This window comes from Micromonospora sp. WMMD1082, from assembly GCF_029626175.1.
In the GTDB taxonomy this organism is placed as follows: domain Bacteria; phylum Actinomycetota; class Actinomycetes; order Mycobacteriales; family Micromonosporaceae; genus Micromonospora.
In genome coordinates this window covers 4152122-4169068 of record NZ_JARUBM010000002.1, presented here as the reverse complement: position 1 = coordinate 4169068, position 16947 = coordinate 4152122, and the positions used below count along the sequence as shown (strand labels likewise).

At 71.2% G+C, this 16947-nt stretch carries 19 protein-coding genes and 2 pseudogenes; 12 read left to right on the top strand and 9 right to left on the bottom strand.

Going from position 1 to position 16947, the window contains the following annotated elements:
- Positions 1–36 precede the first annotated feature (36 nt).
- Positions 37–630, top strand: a complete 594-nt coding sequence (locus O7615_RS19150) for a TetR/AcrR family transcriptional regulator (protein ID WP_278179092.1) — start codon at positions 37–39, stop codon at positions 628–630.
- A gap of 52 nt (positions 631–682) precedes the next feature.
- Here the strand turns inward: O7615_RS19150 and O7615_RS19145 are convergent, their stop codons facing one another.
- On the bottom strand, positions 683–1267 hold the full coding sequence (locus O7615_RS19145; protein ID WP_278179091.1) for a TetR/AcrR family transcriptional regulator: 585 nt from the start codon (positions 1265–1267) through the stop codon (positions 683–685).
- Positions 1268–1403: 136 nt separating this feature from the next.
- On the opposite strand from O7615_RS19145, the gene O7615_RS19140 reads away from it, so the two are divergent.
- The 3 genes from O7615_RS19140 (at position 1404) to O7615_RS19130 (ending at position 3321) form a co-directional block, all read left to right on the top strand.
- A complete protein-coding gene (locus tag O7615_RS19140) occupies positions 1404–1859 on the top strand; it encodes a GNAT family N-acetyltransferase (RefSeq protein ID WP_278179089.1) in 456 nt (151 codons plus the stop codon).
- A gap of 46 nt (positions 1860–1905) precedes the next feature.
- On the top strand, positions 1906–2298 hold the full coding sequence (locus tag O7615_RS19135) for a nuclear transport factor 2 family protein (RefSeq protein ID WP_278179088.1): 393 nt from the start codon (positions 1906–1908) through the stop codon (positions 2296–2298).
- A gap of 189 nt (positions 2299–2487) precedes the next feature.
- On the top strand, positions 2488–3321 hold the full coding sequence (locus tag O7615_RS19130; protein ID WP_278179087.1) for an SAM-dependent methyltransferase: 834 nt from the start codon (positions 2488–2490) through the stop codon (positions 3319–3321).
- 124 nt (positions 3322–3445) lie between these two features.
- Here the strand turns inward: O7615_RS19130 and O7615_RS19125 are convergent, their stop codons facing one another.
- Positions 3446–4984, bottom strand: a complete 1539-nt coding sequence (locus O7615_RS19125; RefSeq protein ID WP_278179085.1) for a PQQ-dependent sugar dehydrogenase — start codon at positions 4982–4984, stop codon at positions 3446–3448.
- Positions 4985–5132: 148 nt separating this feature from the next.
- Between O7615_RS19125 and O7615_RS19120 the strand changes: the two genes are divergently transcribed.
- From O7615_RS19120 to O7615_RS19095, 6 genes are all read left to right on the top strand, one after another.
- Positions 5133–5540, top strand: a complete 408-nt coding sequence (locus O7615_RS19120; protein WP_278179084.1) for a hypothetical protein — start codon at positions 5133–5135, stop codon at positions 5538–5540.
- Positions 5541–5655: 115 nt separating this feature from the next.
- On the top strand, positions 5656–6201 hold the full coding sequence (locus tag O7615_RS19115) for an N-acetyltransferase (RefSeq protein WP_278179082.1): 546 nt from the start codon (positions 5656–5658) through the stop codon (positions 6199–6201).
- 121 nt (positions 6202–6322) lie between these two features.
- On the top strand, positions 6323–7501 hold the full coding sequence (locus O7615_RS19110) for an ATP-binding protein (protein ID WP_278179081.1): 1179 nt from the start codon (positions 6323–6325) through the stop codon (positions 7499–7501).
- Positions 7491–8696, top strand: a complete 1206-nt coding sequence (locus O7615_RS19105; RefSeq protein WP_278179079.1) for a hypothetical protein — start codon at positions 7491–7493, stop codon at positions 8694–8696. Before O7615_RS19110 ends, O7615_RS19105 begins: the two co-directional genes overlap by 11 nt.
- The gene (locus tag O7615_RS19100; RefSeq protein WP_278179078.1) at positions 8669–9382 is read left to right on the top strand and encodes a response regulator transcription factor; all 714 of its coding nucleotides are present in this window, start codon (positions 8669–8671) and stop codon (positions 9380–9382) included. The genes O7615_RS19105 and O7615_RS19100 overlap by 28 nt, the downstream gene beginning before the upstream one ends.
- Positions 9383–9457: 75 nt before the next feature.
- Positions 9458–10159, top strand: coding sequence for a hypothetical protein (locus O7615_RS19095; protein ID WP_278179077.1), 702 nt, complete (start codon positions 9458–9460; stop codon positions 10157–10159).
- 19 nt (positions 10160–10178) lie between these two features.
- On the opposite strand, the gene O7615_RS19090 is transcribed toward O7615_RS19095, so the two are convergent.
- Positions 10179–10367 carry a DUF397 domain-containing protein gene (locus tag O7615_RS19090; protein ID WP_278179076.1) on the bottom strand — a complete coding sequence of 63 codons (189 nt, stop codon included), beginning with the start codon at positions 10365–10367 and terminating at the stop codon, positions 10179–10181.
- Positions 10360–10619, bottom strand: a pseudogene (locus tag O7615_RS19085) (Scr1 family TA system antitoxin-like transcriptional regulator); the annotation flags it as partial. The pseudogene O7615_RS19085 and the gene O7615_RS19090, both read right to left, overlap by 8 nt.
- Positions 10620–10976: 357 nt before the next feature.
- Between O7615_RS19085 and O7615_RS34340 the strand changes: the two are divergent.
- A pseudogene (locus O7615_RS34340) lies at positions 10977–11057 on the top strand (exodeoxyribonuclease III); the annotation flags it as partial.
- Between the two features lie 117 nt (positions 11058–11174).
- Here the strand turns inward: O7615_RS34340 and O7615_RS19080 are convergent.
- The 5 genes from O7615_RS19080 to O7615_RS19060 all read right to left on the bottom strand — a co-directional run bounded on the left by O7615_RS19080 (position 11175) and on the right by O7615_RS19060 (position 16100).
- A complete protein-coding gene (locus tag O7615_RS19080; protein WP_278179075.1) occupies positions 11175–11924 on the bottom strand; it encodes a lysophospholipid acyltransferase family protein in 750 nt (249 codons plus the stop codon).
- A gap of 56 nt (positions 11925–11980) precedes the next feature.
- Positions 11981–14041 (bottom strand): glycogen debranching N-terminal domain-containing protein, encoded by a 2061-nt coding sequence (locus O7615_RS19075; protein ID WP_278179074.1) that lies wholly within the window; start codon positions 14039–14041, stop codon positions 11981–11983.
- Positions 14041–14409: an SCP2 sterol-binding domain-containing protein gene (locus O7615_RS19070; RefSeq protein ID WP_278179073.1), complete on the bottom strand. Its 369-nt coding sequence runs from the start codon at positions 14407–14409 to the stop codon at positions 14041–14043. Before O7615_RS19070 ends, O7615_RS19075 begins: the two co-directional genes overlap by 1 nt.
- A 157-nt stretch (positions 14410–14566) precedes the next feature.
- Positions 14567–14983: a CBS domain-containing protein gene (locus O7615_RS19065; RefSeq protein ID WP_278179072.1), complete on the bottom strand. Its 417-nt coding sequence runs from the start codon at positions 14981–14983 to the stop codon at positions 14567–14569.
- A 79-nt stretch (positions 14984–15062) separates the two neighbouring features.
- Positions 15063–16100 (bottom strand): aspartate-semialdehyde dehydrogenase, encoded by a 1038-nt coding sequence (locus O7615_RS19060; RefSeq protein WP_278179071.1) that lies wholly within the window; start codon positions 16098–16100, stop codon positions 15063–15065.
- Between the two features lie 321 nt (positions 16101–16421).
- On the opposite strand from O7615_RS19060, the gene O7615_RS19055 reads away from it, so the two are divergent.
- Positions 16422–16880, top strand: a complete 459-nt coding sequence (locus O7615_RS19055) for a hypothetical protein (protein WP_278179070.1) — start codon at positions 16422–16424, stop codon at positions 16878–16880.
- Positions 16881–16947 lie beyond the last annotated feature (67 nt).

The window sequence follows — 16947 nt, the reverse complement described above, 5'->3', positions numbered from 1 at the left end:
CGGTAGATTTTTTTACCGTACGGTAGAATCTGCGGTGTGACAAGGAGACGAGAAGGCGCGACAGCCGAGCTGACCCTGATCGAACGCGCCCGTCGCGCCCAACTGATCGAGGTCACCATCGAACTGGTCGCCGACCGGGGCTACGCCGGAGCCTCGCTGGCCGCCATCGCCGAAAGCGCCGGAATCACCAAGGCCGCCGTGCTCTACCACTTCCCCACCAAGGCCGCCGTCGTGCGCGCGGCGCACGAGCACGCCCTGTCCGCCCTGGTCACCGATGTCGCCAGCGCGGTCGAGGCCGCCGACGCCGCGGACGGACCTGCCGCGTACGTCAGGTCGATGGTGGGGCACCTCCGGGAGCACCCCCGGCACACCCGCATGATCATCCAGGCGATGGTGCACGACGACGGCGAGCACGATCCGGCCGAACGGTGGCGCCCGCTGGCGAGGCTCATCGCCACGGCCCGGCAGGCGCGAGGTCTGGCCGGCGACAGCGACGTGCGTACGACGGCGATCATCGTCGGCGGCGCCATCGACGCGATCGTCGCCGAGCAGCTCCATGATCCCGACTACGACACCGTGGCCGCGGCCGGACACCTCGTCGAGATGCTCGACCGGGCGCTCTCCGCCTGAGCGTGACCGAGGCGGCCACCACTGCCCGACCGGGCGGTAGGCGACACGGGGCCTAGTGCCGCAGCAGAGCGAGCTGGTGTTGGACGGCGGCGGTGACGCGGTTCTCGTCTCCGGTGGCGAGGAGGTCGAGCAGAGCACCTCGAAGCACCGCCAGTGCCAGGGTGCGGCGGGCGGCATCCTCCTGACCGTCCTCTTCGGGTTGCGGCTGGCACGCCGCCAGGACGGCCAGCCAGTCGTGCACGGTCGCGCGAGCGAACCCTGCCCACGCGCCGTCCGGCTCGACGAGGGAGCGGGCGTACGCCTCGACCCACAGCCGCAGCAGCGGCCGATGCTCGTCGGCAGCCAGCCATCCCCAGACCTGCCCGACCACTGCGACCAGGTCGGTGGACGCGTCGTCGCGTGCCTGTCGGAGGCGGTCCAGCATGGCGAGTTCGTCCACGCGGGCCCGCGCCAGCAGGGCCCGCACCAGGCCGTCCTTGTTCCCGAACAGGAACATCAGCACTCGGGGGCTGGAACCGATGGCCGCCGCGAGCGGGCGCAGTGACAGGTCCACCAGGCCGTGCTCGAGCGCGTACCGGTAGGCGGCCTCCAGCAGCTCTGTCTGCCGCGCGGACGGAGTTGTCGAAACATCGACCACCGGGCTAGCCTACCCCTGCTGAAACAGTTGTGTCAGTCGCGTCGAGTTCGGGGGCCACCCCATGTCGCAGCAAGAGCAGGAACCGCGAGTCGTCATACGCTCAGCCGACCGCCCCGGCGACCTCGGGTGGGTGGTGATGACACACGGTGAGGTCTACGACCAGCAGTTCGGCTGGAACACCGACTTCGAGGCGCTGGTGGCCAGGATCGTCGCCGACTACGCCACCGAACGCGAGCCAGCTCGGGAGGCAGCCTGGATCGCCGAGGTCGACGGGGAACGCGCGGGATGCGTCTTCCTGGTCGCCGGCGCCGAACCCGGCGTGGCGAAGCTGCGGATCCTGTTGGTCACCCCGGCCGCCCGTGGCCTCGGAGTCGGCACCCGACTGGTCGCGCGATGCCTTGCGTTCGCTCGCGACGCCGGCTACCAGCAGGTCACGCTCTGGACCAACGACATCCTCGTGTCGGCGCGCAGGATCTACGAGACCTTCGGGTTCACCCTCACCGCGCAGGAACCACACCACAGCTTCGGCCACGACCTCATCGGCCAGAACTGGATCCTCGAACTGGACCAGAGCCCATCGGGCGGGCACTGATGGTAAGACCGCCGTTGAACGGCCGATCGGATGGCAAGCTGCACCCATGGACCGGAAGCAGGTGACTGGCTGGATCGCGGCCTACGAGCATGCGTGGCGGACGCCGGAAACGGAGGTCCTCGGCACAATCTTCACCGCACAGGCAAGCTATCTGCAGGGGCCCTACCGGGAACCGGTCGTCGGCCTGCCGGCCATAGCCCGGATGTGGGAGGACGAACGGGACGGCCCTGGCGAGGTGTTCCAGATGACCAGTGAGGTCGTCGCGGTCGAGGGCGACACTGCGGTGGCGCGGGTAGAGGTCCGGTACGGCGACCCGGTCGACCAGGAGTACCGCGACCTATGGATCATGCGGTTCGCCGAGGACGGGCGCTGCCGCTCGTTCGAGGAGTGGCCCTTCTGGCCGACGGAGCCGAGCACCGCCCGCCCCGCTGGAAGCTGACCGGACCCGCCACTCAACCGCATGAAGCACCCGAGGCGACGACCACGATCCGTGATCAACCAGATTCTGGTGGTAGCCACGGAGGATCTTTCGGACTACCCTCCAAGCCTTGACGGGCCACCGTTGACAGACAGTCCGAACGGCGATCGGCCCGGGGACAGTTAGGTCCGCGACGACGGGGAGACAGCGGTGACCGACAAGCAGACGACGGTGCAGAACCTCGACGGCGGCAGAGCCACCGTCGCCCGCATCTACGACTACCTTCTCGGGGGCCAACAGAACTTCGAACCCGACCGCAAGGCCGCCGAACAGCTCCTGCAGATCGTGCCGGAGTCGGCGAACATGGCCCGCTCAAATCGGCTGTTCATGCAACGCGCGGTCCGCACGTTGGCCGAAACCGGCATCCGGCAGTTCCTGGATCTCGGCTCGGGCATCCCCACGCAGGGCAACGTTCACGAGATCGCCCAGCAGATCGCCCCCGAGTCGCGGGTGCTCTACGTCGACATCGACCCGGTCGCGGTCGTCGCCGCCAATGCACTCCTCGCCGGCAACCCCACCTGCCGCGCGATCGAGGCCGACTTCACCCACCCCGACCTGATCCTCGACGCGCTCGCCGACAGCGATCTCGCCGGGGTGATCGACCTCGACCAGCCCACAGTGCTGCTGTACTGCTCCGTCCTCCAGACGGTCTCCGACGACCGGATCGATGAGACCGTGGCGCCGATCCGTGATCGGCTTGTCGCGGGCAGTGCCATGGTGATCTCTCACATCAGCGCGGCCATCGCCGACAGGTACAGCGCACCGACGGTGTCCCGGGGGAAGGACGTCTTCCGCACCCAGGCCGCCACCGAGATCACCCTGCGCACCGACGATCAACTCGCCACCCTGTTCGACGATTTCACCGTGATCGAACCGGGACTGGTACCGCTCAGCGAATGGCGCCCCGAACTCGGCGAGCCAGACCCCTACGTCGACAAGCCCGTACCCTCGCCGATGCGAGGAGCAGTGGCCATCCGCCACTGACCGCCGACGGCGTCGACGGCAGCCGTGGGAGTGGACCCGGATCCGGAGACGTGAGCGGGGCGGGTGGCCGGGCCCGACGGAAGATCGGGCCCGTGCCACCCGCCGTGGCGCGCATCGGGCTGGGTCAGCCCGCCTGGCAGGAGGTGCCGTTGAGTTGGAAATCGCTCGGGCGGTCGTTGGTGCCGGAGTACGTGGCCTGGAAGCCGAAGCTCGCCGTGCCGTTGGTCGGCAGGTCACCGTTCCAGGAGACGTTGCGCGCGGTGACGGTCCTCCCCGACTGGGTGACCTGCGCGTTCCATGCGTTGGTGATCTGCTGGTTGCCGGTGAACGACCAGGTCAGGGTCCAGCCGGACAGGGCGGGCCCACGGTTGGTGACGCGTACGTCGGCGGTGAACCCGTTGCTCCACTGGTTGGCCGTCCAGCTGACCGTGCAGGCAGCCGGCCCGGTGGTGGGCGGCGGCGTGGTGGGGGGCGGGGTCGTCGGGGGCGGAGTGGTCGGTGGCGGGGTGGTGGGGGGCGGCGTGGTCGGGGGCGGCGTGGTGCCGTCGCGGGGCGGGAAGCGCAGGATGCGGTCGTCGTTGGCCGCCGGGGTGCCTCGGCCGTCGCGGTTGCTGGTGGCGACCCAGAGCCAGCCGTCCGGGCCGTACTCGACGGTGCGCAGCCGCCCGTAGGTGCCCACCAGCTCCGGGGTGGGGTTGCCGACTCCCCCGGACCCGTTGAGCGGCACGTTCCACAGCCGGTTGCCGCGCAGGCTCGCCACGAAGAGCCGGTCGCCGGCGATGGTAGCGCCACTCGGTGACGCCTCGGCCGGAGTCCAGACGATCAGGGGATCGCGGAAGCGGGAGTCGTTCGCCCGCCCCTCGACGGTGGGCCAGCCGTAGTTGCCGCCCGCGACGATGAGGTTCACCTCGTCCCAGGTGTTCTGACCGAACTCGGTGGCATATAGTCGGCCCTGGGCGTCCCAGGCCAATCCCTGCACGTGGCGGTGGCCGAGGCTGTAGACCGGTGACCCGGCGATCGGGTTGTCCGGTGGGATGCTGCCGTCCGGCCGGATGCGCAGGATCTTGCCGTTGCGACTCTGCGGGTTCTGTGCCGAGGCGGTCTCGCCGGCGTCGCCGACTCCGACGTAGAGCAGGCCGTCCGGCCCGAAGGCGATCCTGCCTCCATTGTGGATCGCCGCCCGGCTCAGCCCGGTCAGGATCGGCTCCTGGGTCTGCGGCGCGGTCAGCCGGAACCGGGTGATGCGGTTGTCGGTCGCGGTGGTGAAGTAGACGTAGATCCAACCGTCCTGGGCGTAGCTCGGCGAGACGGCCAGGCCGAGCAGGCCGCCCTCGCTGGTCGGGGTCACGCCGGAGATCGTGACGACGGGCTCGGGTTGCTGGCCGGGGCGGACCCGCACCACCTGCCCGGTGGGCCGCTGGGCGACCAGGGCGCTGCCGTCGGGTAGGAAGTCCATCCCCCACGGCACCTGGAGCCCGGTGGCGACCGTCTCGGGCCGGGAGAAGTCGAAGTCGCCGACGGCGAGCAGTCCGGGCGCTGCGGCACCTGCGGCACCGGGTGGGCGTTCGGTGTTCGGGACCGCGCCGGCCAGGCCTGCGACGCCGACACTGCCGGCGACCAGCCCGGCGGTGAGTACGGCGCCGACCACAAGTCGAATCTTCATGCCACCTCCTCAAATATTGACTCTTATCAATATAACACCGTGTTTGGGTACTGTCGGGTGATGCCGAGGCCCCGGTGTTGGCCAAACGGCGAGCGGACTGCTGAGATCTACGCATGGTGGAGAATGCGGATGCCGGTCGGGACAACGCGTGCCGGGTTACCAGCGGCCGGGATGGTTCATCGTCCACGTGATCAACCCGCTGGTGCGGCGGCTCGGCGCGGCCAGCACGCTGCAGGTGGCGCGGCGGGTCAGTGGCACGCCGCAGCACGTACCGGTGAACATCCTCGACCTGAACGGCGAGCGGTACCTGCTCTCCGTACACGGCCGGACGGAGTGGGTCCGCAATCTCCGGGCCGCCGGACACTGCACGATCGAGCGGCGCGGCCGGAGCGACCGGTACCGGGCGGTGGAGATATCCGGTACGGATCGCGAGACCGTCCTCGCCGCCTACCGGGACCGCTGGGGCAAGGGGCAGGTCGGACGCCTGCTGGACGCGTTGCCCGACCCGGCCGACCACCCGACCTTCCGCCTCGACGCGCCCGACCAGGCAGCATAGGCCGGCACCGACCGCGCCGAGCCGACGCCAAAGGCCAGAGCAAGGTGTACGGCCTTCGGCAGCACGCCGGAAATCGCTGGCCCGGCGGGACGGCACCGCCGTACGTTTCACCATCATGGAGCTTCGCGCCGAACGGACGGCGGACCACGACGCCGTGCACGAGCTGCACCGGCGGGCCTTTGGCGACCACGGGGATGCGGTGGCACGGCTGGTACCGGCGCTACGCGACGCCGACCCGGAGGCGCTCAGCCTGGTCGCGGAGCAGGCGGGCGGGATCGTCGGGCACGTGATGTTCACCCGTAGCCTGCTGGACGCCCCACGGCGGCTGGTGCCGGTCCAGGTCCTCAGCCCGCTGGCGGTCTCCCCCGATCGACAGCGCCAGGGCATCGGCAGCGCGCTGGTGCGGCACGGCCTGCGGCTGCTCGACGCTCGGGGCGTACCGGCGGTCTTCCTGGAGGGCGACCCGGCGTACTATCGCCGGCTCGGCTTCACCGCCGCCGGTGCCCGCGGCTTCCGCCGCCCCTCCCTGCGCATCCCTGAACCGGCCTTTCAGGTGATGACGCTCGCCGGGTACGAGCCGTGGATGACCGGGACGCTGGTCTACTCGGCCACCTTCTGGGAAAAGGACTGCGTCGGGCTACGGGAGGATGCGGTGGCCTGACGCGCCGACGAGGCGTTGACCACCTACAGTCACCACGGGCACCGCTCCGTGTTATTCTCCGGCGTCGATTTCCGCAGCGCGGACCCGGATCGGGTCGATTGTCGCAAAGGACGCCTTCCCGATGCCGGCCCTGCCGAACCCGACCACGCCACCGGCCACGGTGGAACGCCCCGCCGCGGGCGCGTTCGCGTTCATCTTCACCCGGTTGCCGGCGCTGCTGCGACTCTCCTGCGGTCTGTTCTGCCTCGTGGTGGCGCTCGCCGTGCGTACCCCGCCGGTGCGCACGGAGCTGCTGCTGCCGGCCGTGGCGGTGCTGACCGCCTGGTCGATCTGGTACGCGCGATGCGCCTGGCGGTACGGCCTCACCGCGCCGCTGGTCGCCGGTGACGTGGCACTGACCGGTGCCGCCTGCCTGGCGATCCCGGTCCTGGTCGCGCCCGAGGTGCTGCCCGGTGAGGCGAGCTGGATCGCCGTGCTGGCCAGCACCACCGTGATCAACGCCCAGGCGACCGCCCCGGCCCGCTGGTCGATCCCGGCGGGACTGCTGGTCACCACCGCCTACGCGACGGGCGCGCACACGGCCGGGCAGCCGACCGAGGCTAGAGCCCACGCGGCGACCCTGCTGGCACAGATCGCCTGCACGGCGATGATGACGGCGGTGATGCGGCGGCGCATCGGCCGGGCCGACAACGCCTTCCTGGCCAACCAGCGGGCCGCCCGGAACGCGCTGATCGCCCGCACCGCGCGGGAGGCGGAACGGCAGCAGAACCGGGACCTGCACGACACGGTCCTGGCCACGCTCACCATGGTCGGGCAGGGCGCGGTGCCCGGCGGCTCCACGGCGCTGCGCGAGCGGTGCGCGGCGGATCTGCGTACCCTCGCCACCCTGGCCGAGGCCCGGTCGGTGCCGCACGATGCGACGGCCCGGCTGGACGAACGGTTGCGGGAGGTGCGCGCCCGGATGCCCGGCCTGCGGGTCACCGCCGACCTGCCGCCGTGCACGGTGGCGGCGGCGGTCGCGGAGGCCATCGCGGAGAGCACGCACGCCGTACTTTCCAATGTGGCCCGCCACGCACCCGGCGCCCGGGCCACGCTCCGGTTGCGGCAGTTCGCCGGCACCGTCACGGTCGAGGTGGGCGACGACGGTCCCGGCTTCGACCCGGCCACGGTCCCGGCGCATCGGTACGGTCTGCGCGAGTCGGTACGCGGCCGGATGGCCACGGTCGGCGGCCGGGTCGACATCGACTCGGCACCCGGCCACGGTGCCCGGATCCGGCTGGAGTGGTCAGATGTCGGCTGACCCGGGTACGACGCTCCTCCCCCAGCGCGCGCGGCCCGGCCTCGTACCGGGCCCCCGGTCCACGGTGGCGGTCGACGACGTTGGCGCGGGCCGGGCGGCGGCCGCGGTGGCCCGCACCTTCGACCGCGGTGCCCGGATCGTCGCGGTCACCATCGCGCTGGTCTGGCATCTGGCGATCGGGCTGCCCGCGGTGCTCGCCGCCGGATCGGCGCTGGCCGTACCCCAGGTGGTGCTCGGCGGTTGGCTGCTGGTGGCGGCGCTCGGCGTGGTCGCCGGTGTCCGGCTGCTGCGCGACACGCCGCTGCCGGCGGCGCCGCTGGCCGGCCTGCTCCTGGCGGTCGACGTGGCGGTCTTCGCCACGGTGGGCCGGTCGCACCTGTTCAGCCCCGCGAACTGGGTGTGGGGCACCCTCGCCTGGTTCTTCCTGGTGGTGCTCTGGGGGCGGCCGGTGCGGTGGCTGCTCGCGTTGCTGGCCGGCCACGCGGCCACCGCACTGACCGCCGTCGCGCTCCACGGTGCGACCGGCGCCGCCGACCTGGCCCGCTCCGCGATGGCCCTGTACGGCACGTCGTCGCTGCCGGTGGCCGTCTTTGCCGGCGCCGCGGCCCTCGCCACGCTGTCCCGGCAGCGGGCCGCGACGGCGGCGACCACGAACGCGATGGTGGCCGAGCGGGAGGCCGCCGAGCGGGCCCGGCACGAGCGGCGGGAGCGGCTGGCGTTCGTCAGCCGCGCCGCCAGCGAGATACTGACCGGGCTGGCGCAGGGGCGGGCCGATCCGGCCGATCCGGAGGTGCAACGCCGCTGCGTACGCGCCGCCACGCGGCTGCGTCGACTGATCGCCGAGTCGGATGACGTGCCGCATCCCCTGCTGCACGAGTTGCGGGCCGCCGCCGACCTGGCCGAACGCAACGGCCTCCCGATCGACCTGGTCACCATTGGTATACCGCCACCGCTGCCGGTCCGGATCCGCCGCAGCCTGGCCGAGCCGCTCACCGCCACCCTCGCGGACGCGCACGACTGGGCCCGGCTGACCGTCGTCTCCGGCCCGGACGAGGTGGTGGTCGGACTCGTCACACCCGACCGGGCGGGTCCCGACACCATCGGGCAGCCAGCGGAGGACAGTGACGGGCAGGTGGAGCACATCTACGAACGGGACGGGAAGATCAGATGGACCCAGACGCGCTGGCGCCGGTGAGACCGGTGCCGCCCGTCGGCGTGGCGATCGTGGACGACCACCCGGTGGTCATCGACGGGGTGCGCGCCTGGCTGGCCACCGAGCCGCGGCTGACCGTGCTGGCCACCGGCGACGATCCCGACGAGGTGTTGCGGGCGGCGCCGGAGGCCGACGTCGTCCTGCTCGACCTGCGGTTGCACGGCCGACTGGTGCTGGAGAAGCTGGCCGAGCTGAGCGCCGCCGGCCGCCGCGTGGTGGTCTACTCCGAGCACTCCGACCCGCAGACGATGCTGGCCGCGCTGGACGCCGGGGCGGTGGCCTTCCTCGCCAAGCACGAGGGGCGGGACCACTGCGTGGCGACCGTGCTGGACGCGGCGAGCGACCGGCCGTACGTCGCGCCCGCGCTGGCCGGGGCGATGGTCGGCGACCCGCGGCCGGACCGGCCGGTCCTCTCCGACAAGGAACGCGAGGCGCTGCTGCTGTGGTTCCAGTCGATGTCCAAGGCGTCGGTGGCCCGGCGGATGCGAATCAGCGAGCACACCGTCAAGCAGTACGTCGACCGGGCGAGAATCAAGTACACCCGGGCGGGCAGGCCGGCGGCCACGAAGGCGGCGCTACTCGCCCGGGCGATCGAGGACGGCCTCGTCCGGCCGGAGGAGATAGGTATCTACCGGTCCCAGGCGTCGGCCGATTGGCCGACCCCCTAACGGGCGTCATGACAGCGCGGGTCGGGCTGGGCGAGGCTCGTTCCCAGATGCCGTCTGCGCCGGAGGTCCCTGACGATGCACGATGACGCGTCCCCGTTCTTCATCTCCCCGCATCGCTTCGACGCGGCCGACGAGGACGCCGGACCGGTGCTGGACCGCCGGCACGAAGTGGTGCTGGAGGACGGCGAGCGGGTGATCGGCCACCATCGGGTGGACGTGGCGGGCTACCTGCTCGGCCCCACCGACGCCTGTCGCACGTGGGCGCTGCCCGCGCCGGTCACCCTCACCGTCACCGATCGCCGGCTGGCGTACGTGGGCCGGGATTCGCAGCTCGCCCTCGTCGGGGCCGGGCACCTCCGGCGAGCCCGGATGCCAGGGCTGGTCACCGGGCAGATCCGCTGGCAGTGGCCGTCCCGGCTGGAGCTGCTGCCGCCCGTCGAGGGTCGGTCGACCCGGTTGCTGGTGGTCTGCGACGCGCTGCGCACCATCCAACAGCCGGCGCTGGCCCTGATCGGCCCCGGCGACCAGATCGGCGGCATTGCCCAGCAGGTCCGCCACGCGGTCGCCACGTTCCGCCTGATCCGGCCGGAGTTGGTGGACCTGTCCCCGCCGGAGCGCGACGCGCTGTCGCGGCTGACCCAGGTCGCGCCGCTGACCGGCGCGGCACGGGTGCTGCTGCCCGGCTCGCTGCCCGTCGAGTTCCACTCGCGCGACGACTACTACCGGCCGCGACACGCCGACCCACTGCCGTACGGCGCGGCATCCGGCCAGCAGTAGCCAAAGGCTAGCAGGGGGGTCAGCTTGCCTTGATGGAGGTGATGAACGAACGCCACTGCTCGGGAGCGAACATCAGCGCTGGTCCAGCGATGTCCTTGCTGTCGCGGACGCCAACGACGCTCGGAGTGTTGTCGGCCACCTCGACGCAGTTGCCCTCGTTGGCGCTGTAGCTACTCTTGCGCCACTCTGCACCAGTCATGTTACTCACCGTAGCCCTCCTTGATCACGTCGCTTGTCAGATCCTCTGACGCCCGTTCGTCCAGGGCAAGCCCCAGAGCGTTGACCACGCATCTTCGTAAGCAGCGACCTCGCCTGGCTTGTCGAGATACAGACTGCCCGTCAAAGACTCGCTGTACACCGTGGACGGTTCAGCCGGTCGTGTGCCGACCCGTGGGAAGTCCAGCAAGATGAACGCCCCTGCAACGGACGCAATGTGCGGCCCTACGGCCAGCAACACGCGACGGCCGGCAGGACGGTCAACCTCGGGCGCAATCGACCTCAGGTGAGGTTGAACCGCCGGCCACCGACGACCGGAGGCAGCCTGATGGCTCTCGACCGGATCAGACCTGAGGTCCCGTTTCGTGTCCAGCTCGCAAGCTCGGTCATCGATGCCCATCGGTGGCATGTCTGCTCACGCTGCCAGCCGCACGCAGCCTGCCCGAGCCTCGAAGCGTCCACAGCAACCGTCGAGCAGTGGAGAACCGAGGCCGGGAGATCTCCTCTGGCTCACCCGGGAGGCCAGCCCGCAGTTCCACCGCCCAATCCGCCTCAGGATGATCAGAAGATTTGATCTCACCACCTACGACGGCTGGGTGTGTTCGTCCGCGCGGTCCGCTCGGCCTACATGGACGGCGAGGCCCGCAAGGGCAAGGCCCCGTCGGATCACGCTCCCAAGATCCGCACAGTTTCAGGGATGTTGCTGCCTCAACTCCGGCTGAGGCAGCAGTATCAGGGAAGTTGCGGGGATCATGAACACGGGGCCGCGGCCGCGCCGCGGGTGTGGGTGTGGGTGTGGTCAGGGGGCTGCGGGACGGCGGTCGTCGGCGTCTAGCGCGGCGGCCTCCTCCGGGGTCGGTGCGCTGCCGCCGAGGTGCGCCGGTAGCCACCAGCGGTCCTCGGGCGCCGACGGCTGGTCCGGGTACTCCCGCTGGGCCCGGTCCACCAGCGCCTGCAGCCGGGTACGCAGGTCGGCGGTCATCGCGTTGGCGTCGGGATAGGCGGCCGGGTCCATCGCTTCGCCGACCAGGATGGTGATCGGAGTGTGTCGGCGGGTGAGCGTGCGCGGGCGCCCCTTCGTCCACAACCGCTGGGTGCCCCAGAGCGCGACCGGCAGCACCGGCACCTGCGCCTCGCCGGCCATCCGGGTGGCACCGCTCTTGAGTTCCTTGACGGTGAAGGAGCGGCTGATGGTGGCCTCGGGGAAGACGCCGATCACCTCGCCGGAGCGCAGCGCCGCCACCGCCGCGGCGTACGAATCGGCGCCCGCGCGCCGGTCCACCGGGATGTGCCGCATGCCGCGCATCAGCGGCCCCGACACCCGGTGCCGGAACACCGAGTCCTTCGCCATGAACCGGACGAGTCGCCGGGACTCCAGCGCGCCCAGACCGCAGAAGATGAAGTCCAGGTAGCTGACGTGGTTGCTGGCGAGCACCGCCGGGCCGGTGCGGGGCACGTGGTGGTCGCCCTCGACGGTCAGCTTAAGGTCGAGGACCCGGAACATCGTCTTGGCGGCGGCGATCACGGGCGGGTACACGAGTTCCGGCATCCGGCAACTTTACCCCGAGTAGGTTACGCGTCGGTAGGGACGTCCTCCCGGGCCCGTCACTCGGCGAGTGAGTGCAGGTCGAGACGGCCCCGGGCAAAGGCGTCCATCCGGCCCCAGCGACCCGGGATGTCCAACACCTCGATCCGACCCATGCCCACCGGCAACCGAGGCTCGACCGCCAGGTGCCCCTCGTGCGGCTCCAGGCCGAGCATGGTGCGCAGCAGCAGCAACGGCGCACCCGTCGACCACGCCTGCGGGCTGCACGCCGTCGGGTACTCCACCGGGAACTTGGTCTGCTCGCGCGGGTAACCGCCGAACGCCTCCGGCAGTCGCCCGTCGAAGTACCGGGCGGCGTCGAGGATCCCGTTGGCGATGGTGGCGGCCTCCTCGGCGAAGCCGTAGCGGCGCAGACCCCAGGCGCAGAAGGAGGTGTCGAAGGGCCAGACCGTGCCGTTGTGGTACCCGATGGGGTTGTAGCGGACCTCACCCTCGGCCAGCGTCCGCACCCCCCAGCCGGTGAAGAGCCGCGGCCCGACCAGGTGTTCCGCGATCTGCTCGGCCCGGTCGTCGTCGACGATCCCGCTCCACAGCAGGTGGCCGATGTTGGAGCTGAGCACGTCGCACTGCCGCCCGTCCGGGTCGAGCGCGAGCGCGTAGTAGCCGCCGTCGTCGACCCACCAGTCCCGGTTGAACCGGGCCTTCAGGGCCGCCGCCTCCCGCTCCAACTGCTCGGCGTACGCCGGGTCGCCCCAGAACTCGCGGGCCAGCCGTGCCCCGCGCATCTTCGCGTCGTACGCGTACCCCTGCACCTCGCAGGTGGCCCGCGGGAACGGTGGCAGCATGCCGTCGCGGTACGAGATGGAATCCCAGGAGTCCTTCCAGCACTGGTTCTCCAGGCCGGTGTCGGTGTTGCGCCGCTCGTACCAGATGTAGCCGTTGCCGACCAGATCGGCGTAGTCGTCGATCCACCTGAACGCCCGGCGGCACTCCTGCTCCAACTCCTTGACCAGGGCGGCGTCTCCGCTCCACCGCTCGTACTCGTCGAGGAGCACCACGAACAGCGGCGTGGCGTCGACCGATCCGTAGTACGGCGAGTGCGGCTGCTCCTCGAACGCGGCGCTCTCGCCGTAGCGCATCTCGTGCAGGATCCGACCCGGGTCCTCCTCCCGGAAGTCGTCGAACCGGGTGCCCTGCAGGGAGGCCAGCACCCGCAACGTGGTCGCGCTGAGGCTCGGCGTGAACGGCAGCGTCTGCAGGCAGGTCAGGATGCTGTCCCGACCGAACATGGTCATGAACCAGGGCAGGCCGGCCGCCGGGAGGGTCTGGCCACCCAGCGACAGCGGCGAGAAGCGCAGCGCGGCCAGGTCCACGATGCAGCGCCGGTACGTCGCAGCGAGTTCGTCGTGCTCGCTGTTCACCTTCGGCGCGTTGGCGATCCACTCCTCCAGGTCGTGCTGGAGGGCGAGCCGCTCGGCGCCGTGCACCCGCAGCCCCAGCCGCAGATCCCGCCCACCCGGACCGAGCGCCAGGGTCTGCACGTCGATGGCGGTTTCCCACTGCTCGTTGGGCTCCAGATGGATGCTGTACGCGAAGCCGCTGCGGTCGTACCGGGCCGGCATCGAGGAGGAGATGATCGTTTCCCGAGTGAAGTTGCCGCGCCGGTAGCCGAGGCGCAGCCGGTCCGGTTCGACCTCGGAGTAGGTCTCACCCTTCTTGTTCAGGATCTCGTCCTTGACCTCGAACAGGTCGGCGAAGTCGCTGGCGGCGTCCATCCGGATCTCCAGGTCGACCGCCTGCTCGTCGTGGTTGAGGATGGTGATGGTCTCCCGGAAGCTCCTACCGACCACCCGCTCCCGGATGATCGAGAGCTTCGCGTCGACATAGTGCGTGGCCAGGCCGGGCACCAGGAAGAAGCGCGACTCGTAGTACTGGAGGTCGTCGTAGGAGAGCGCGTTCAGCCGCTCGCCGTTGACCGTGAGCACCCACCTGGACAGGAAACGGGTGTCGATGGAGAACAGCCCCGTCGGCTCGGTCGGTGTCGCCTCGATGTCACCGGTGGTCTCCGAGACGACGAAGGTGTTGCCATCCAGGATGCGTACGGCGTGGCTCGGCGCCATCAGCGCACCCCCGTCCGGTAGCGATGCGGTCCCTGGGCGTGCGGCGGCCCGGGGAAGATCCGTTCCACCTGCACCACCAGGCGGGCGTCGCCGGTCACCGTCATGTCCCCCCGCAGCAGCGCCGAGAGCCCGTTCTCTCGGCCGGTGACCAGGTCGTCGAAGAGGGCCGGGCTGGTGCCGACCACCGTGTCCGCCTCCATGTCCTCCTGGCTGACCCGGATGTCCCCCCGGTCGATCCGCATCAGCCAGTGCGTGGTCTGCGGCCCCTCGTGCAGATCGAAGCGCAGGGTTCCGGAGACCTTCACCAGCAGGGGCTCGTACCCCCGGTGGTCGAGGTCCTCGAAGAACCGTGTGGTGGCGTCCGCCATCGGGCCCTCCTCCCCGGTCACTCGTGTCCCGGGGTGGGTCCCCGCCCGCCGGTGGCTTCAACCTCACCCGGTTGGGGTGAGCCGCCGCGCGGGCCGAGGAGGCCGCGAGGCCGGCTCCCCGGTGGTACGGGAGCCGGCCTCGTTCGGGCGGGAGGGGTCAGTTGTTGGGGTCATCCGCGCTGATGTCGGCCAGCACGGACTGTGGCTCCCGCTCGACGGCCAGGTCACCCATTGACACCAGGCCGATCAGCCGGCCGTCCTCGGTCACCGGCAGCCGCCGCACGGCGTACGTCCGCATCAGGTCGGCGGCGGCGACGGCGTCGTCGTACTGACTCACCGTCACCACGTCCTTGGTGGTGATCTGGTTCAGCGCGGTGGTGTCCGGATCGAGGCTCTCCGCCACGCCCCGGACCGCGATGTCCCGGTCCGTGACGATGCCGACCACGTTGTCGCCGTCGGTCACCACCACGTCGCCGATCGCGGAGTCACGCATCTCCTGGGCCGCCGCGGCCAACGTGGCGTTGCCGTCCATGGTCACCAACCGGGTCGTCATGAACTCTCCGACCGTTGTCATGGCGCCTCCCTCTCGGTGTAGGGCAACCATGGGTCTACCCGACCGCGTCGACCAGTAACGTGGGCGCCGCGCGGCGGCCTCAGCCCTCGGCGGCAACCAACTCGGCGGCGACCAGCTCGGCCAGCTGCACGGCGTTGAGCGCCGCCCCCTTACGCAGGTTGTCGTTGGCGCAGAACAGCGCCAGGCCGTGCTCGACGGTCTCGTCGGCGCGGATCCGGCCGACGAACGTCGGGTCCTGACCGGCCGCCTGCAACGGGGTCGGCACGTCGGAGAGCGCCACACCGGGCGCGTCGGCGAGCAGTTCGTGTGCCCGCTGCGGGCTGATCGGCCGGGCGAACCGGGCGTTGATCTGAAGCGAGTGCCCGGTGAAGACCGGCACCCGGACGCAGGTGCCGGAGACCTTCAGACCGGGGATCTCCAGGATCTTGCGGCTCTCGTTGCGGAGCTTCTGCTCCTCGTCGGTCTCCGCCGAACCGTCGTCGACGATCGACCCGGCCAGCGGTAGCACGTTGAACGCGATCGGTCGGGCGAACGAGCGGACGGCCGGGAACTCCACCGCGCCACCGTCGAAGGTCAGCCCGGTCGCGGTCTCGGCGACCTTGCGGACCTGCTCGTCCAACTCGGCGACACCGGAGAGCCCGGCACCGGAGACCGCCTGGTAGGTCGAGACGACCAGGCCGACCAGGCCGGCCTCGGCGTGCAGCGGACGCAGCACCGGCATCGCGGCCATGGTGGTGCAGTTCGGGTTGGCGATGATGCCCCTGGGCCGGGTGGCGGCGGCGTGCGGGTTGACCTCGGCGACGACCAGCGGCACCTGCGGGTCCATCCGGAAGGCCGAGGAGTTGTCGATCACGACCGCACCGGCGGCGGCGACCCGGGGAGCCAGCTCCTTCGCGGTGCCCTTGCCGGCAGAGAAGAGCACGATGTCCAGCCCCGCGTAGTCGGCGGTGGCCGCGTCCTCGACGGTGATCTCCGCGCCGCGCCACGGGAGCGTACGGCCCGCCGACCGCGCCGAGGCGAACAACCGCACCTGCTCCGCCGGGAAGTCCCGCTCCGCCAGCACCTGCCACATGACCCCACCGACCTGGCCGGTGGCTCCCACAATGCCGATCCTCATGCCCGCGAGGCTACCCAGCCCGACGGCCCGGCCGGGAGCGCTTTCCCACCGGGCGACGTCTCCAGCGGCCGGCTCGGGCCGCCCGGCACGGGACGGCCACGCCCCGACCGACCGGATCCCCGGAAGAACGGCGCCTCACCGCCCTTACCGACCGCAACATCTCAGCCAACTCCGCCGCCACCGCGACCGACGTCACACTCGCTCGCCCGTCCCGCGGGGGACAGACGCGCACCGGCGGGTCCAGTACGCTTCCCGGCAACACAGCGTGGGCGCGGCCTGGCCGCCCGCCACACCACGCCGGCCCGGCCCGGAGGACACGCCATGGCACCGAGCATCCGGATCGTCCTGGCTGGTAGCGCTGTCGCCGCAGGTGCCGCCGGCAACCTGCTGGCGATCGTGCTGCTGCCGTGGGCCAACTACGGCGCCCTGGAGATGCGACTCGACCGTTTTCCGGGTTGGCTCTGGCACGTCGCCGCCGTCGCCGTGCTGTACGCCGCAGCGGCCTGGGCGCTGCTGTCGCCACCGGCGCGGCGGCGAGTCCCGATCGTGATCAGCGCGCTGGCCGGGCTCGCCGCCGCCGGCACCGCCGTCGCGCTCGCGACGCGGTACGACGACGCGAGTCTCTTCTTCGATTGGATCGTCCCGGCCATCCGCCCGGTGCTCGGCACCGGCCCGGTGCTCGCCGTGCTGTCGGTGCTGGTCTGCCTTGCCGGGGTCGGTTCCCGCTGGCCCCGTCCCAGCGAGCGCCCGGTGCCGGTCCGGCCCGGTGCGCCAACCTGAATCCACTCGATCCCACCCGGCGCAGCGGCCGGAGGGGCCGGGCCGGGCCGACGTGCGGGCCTGACCC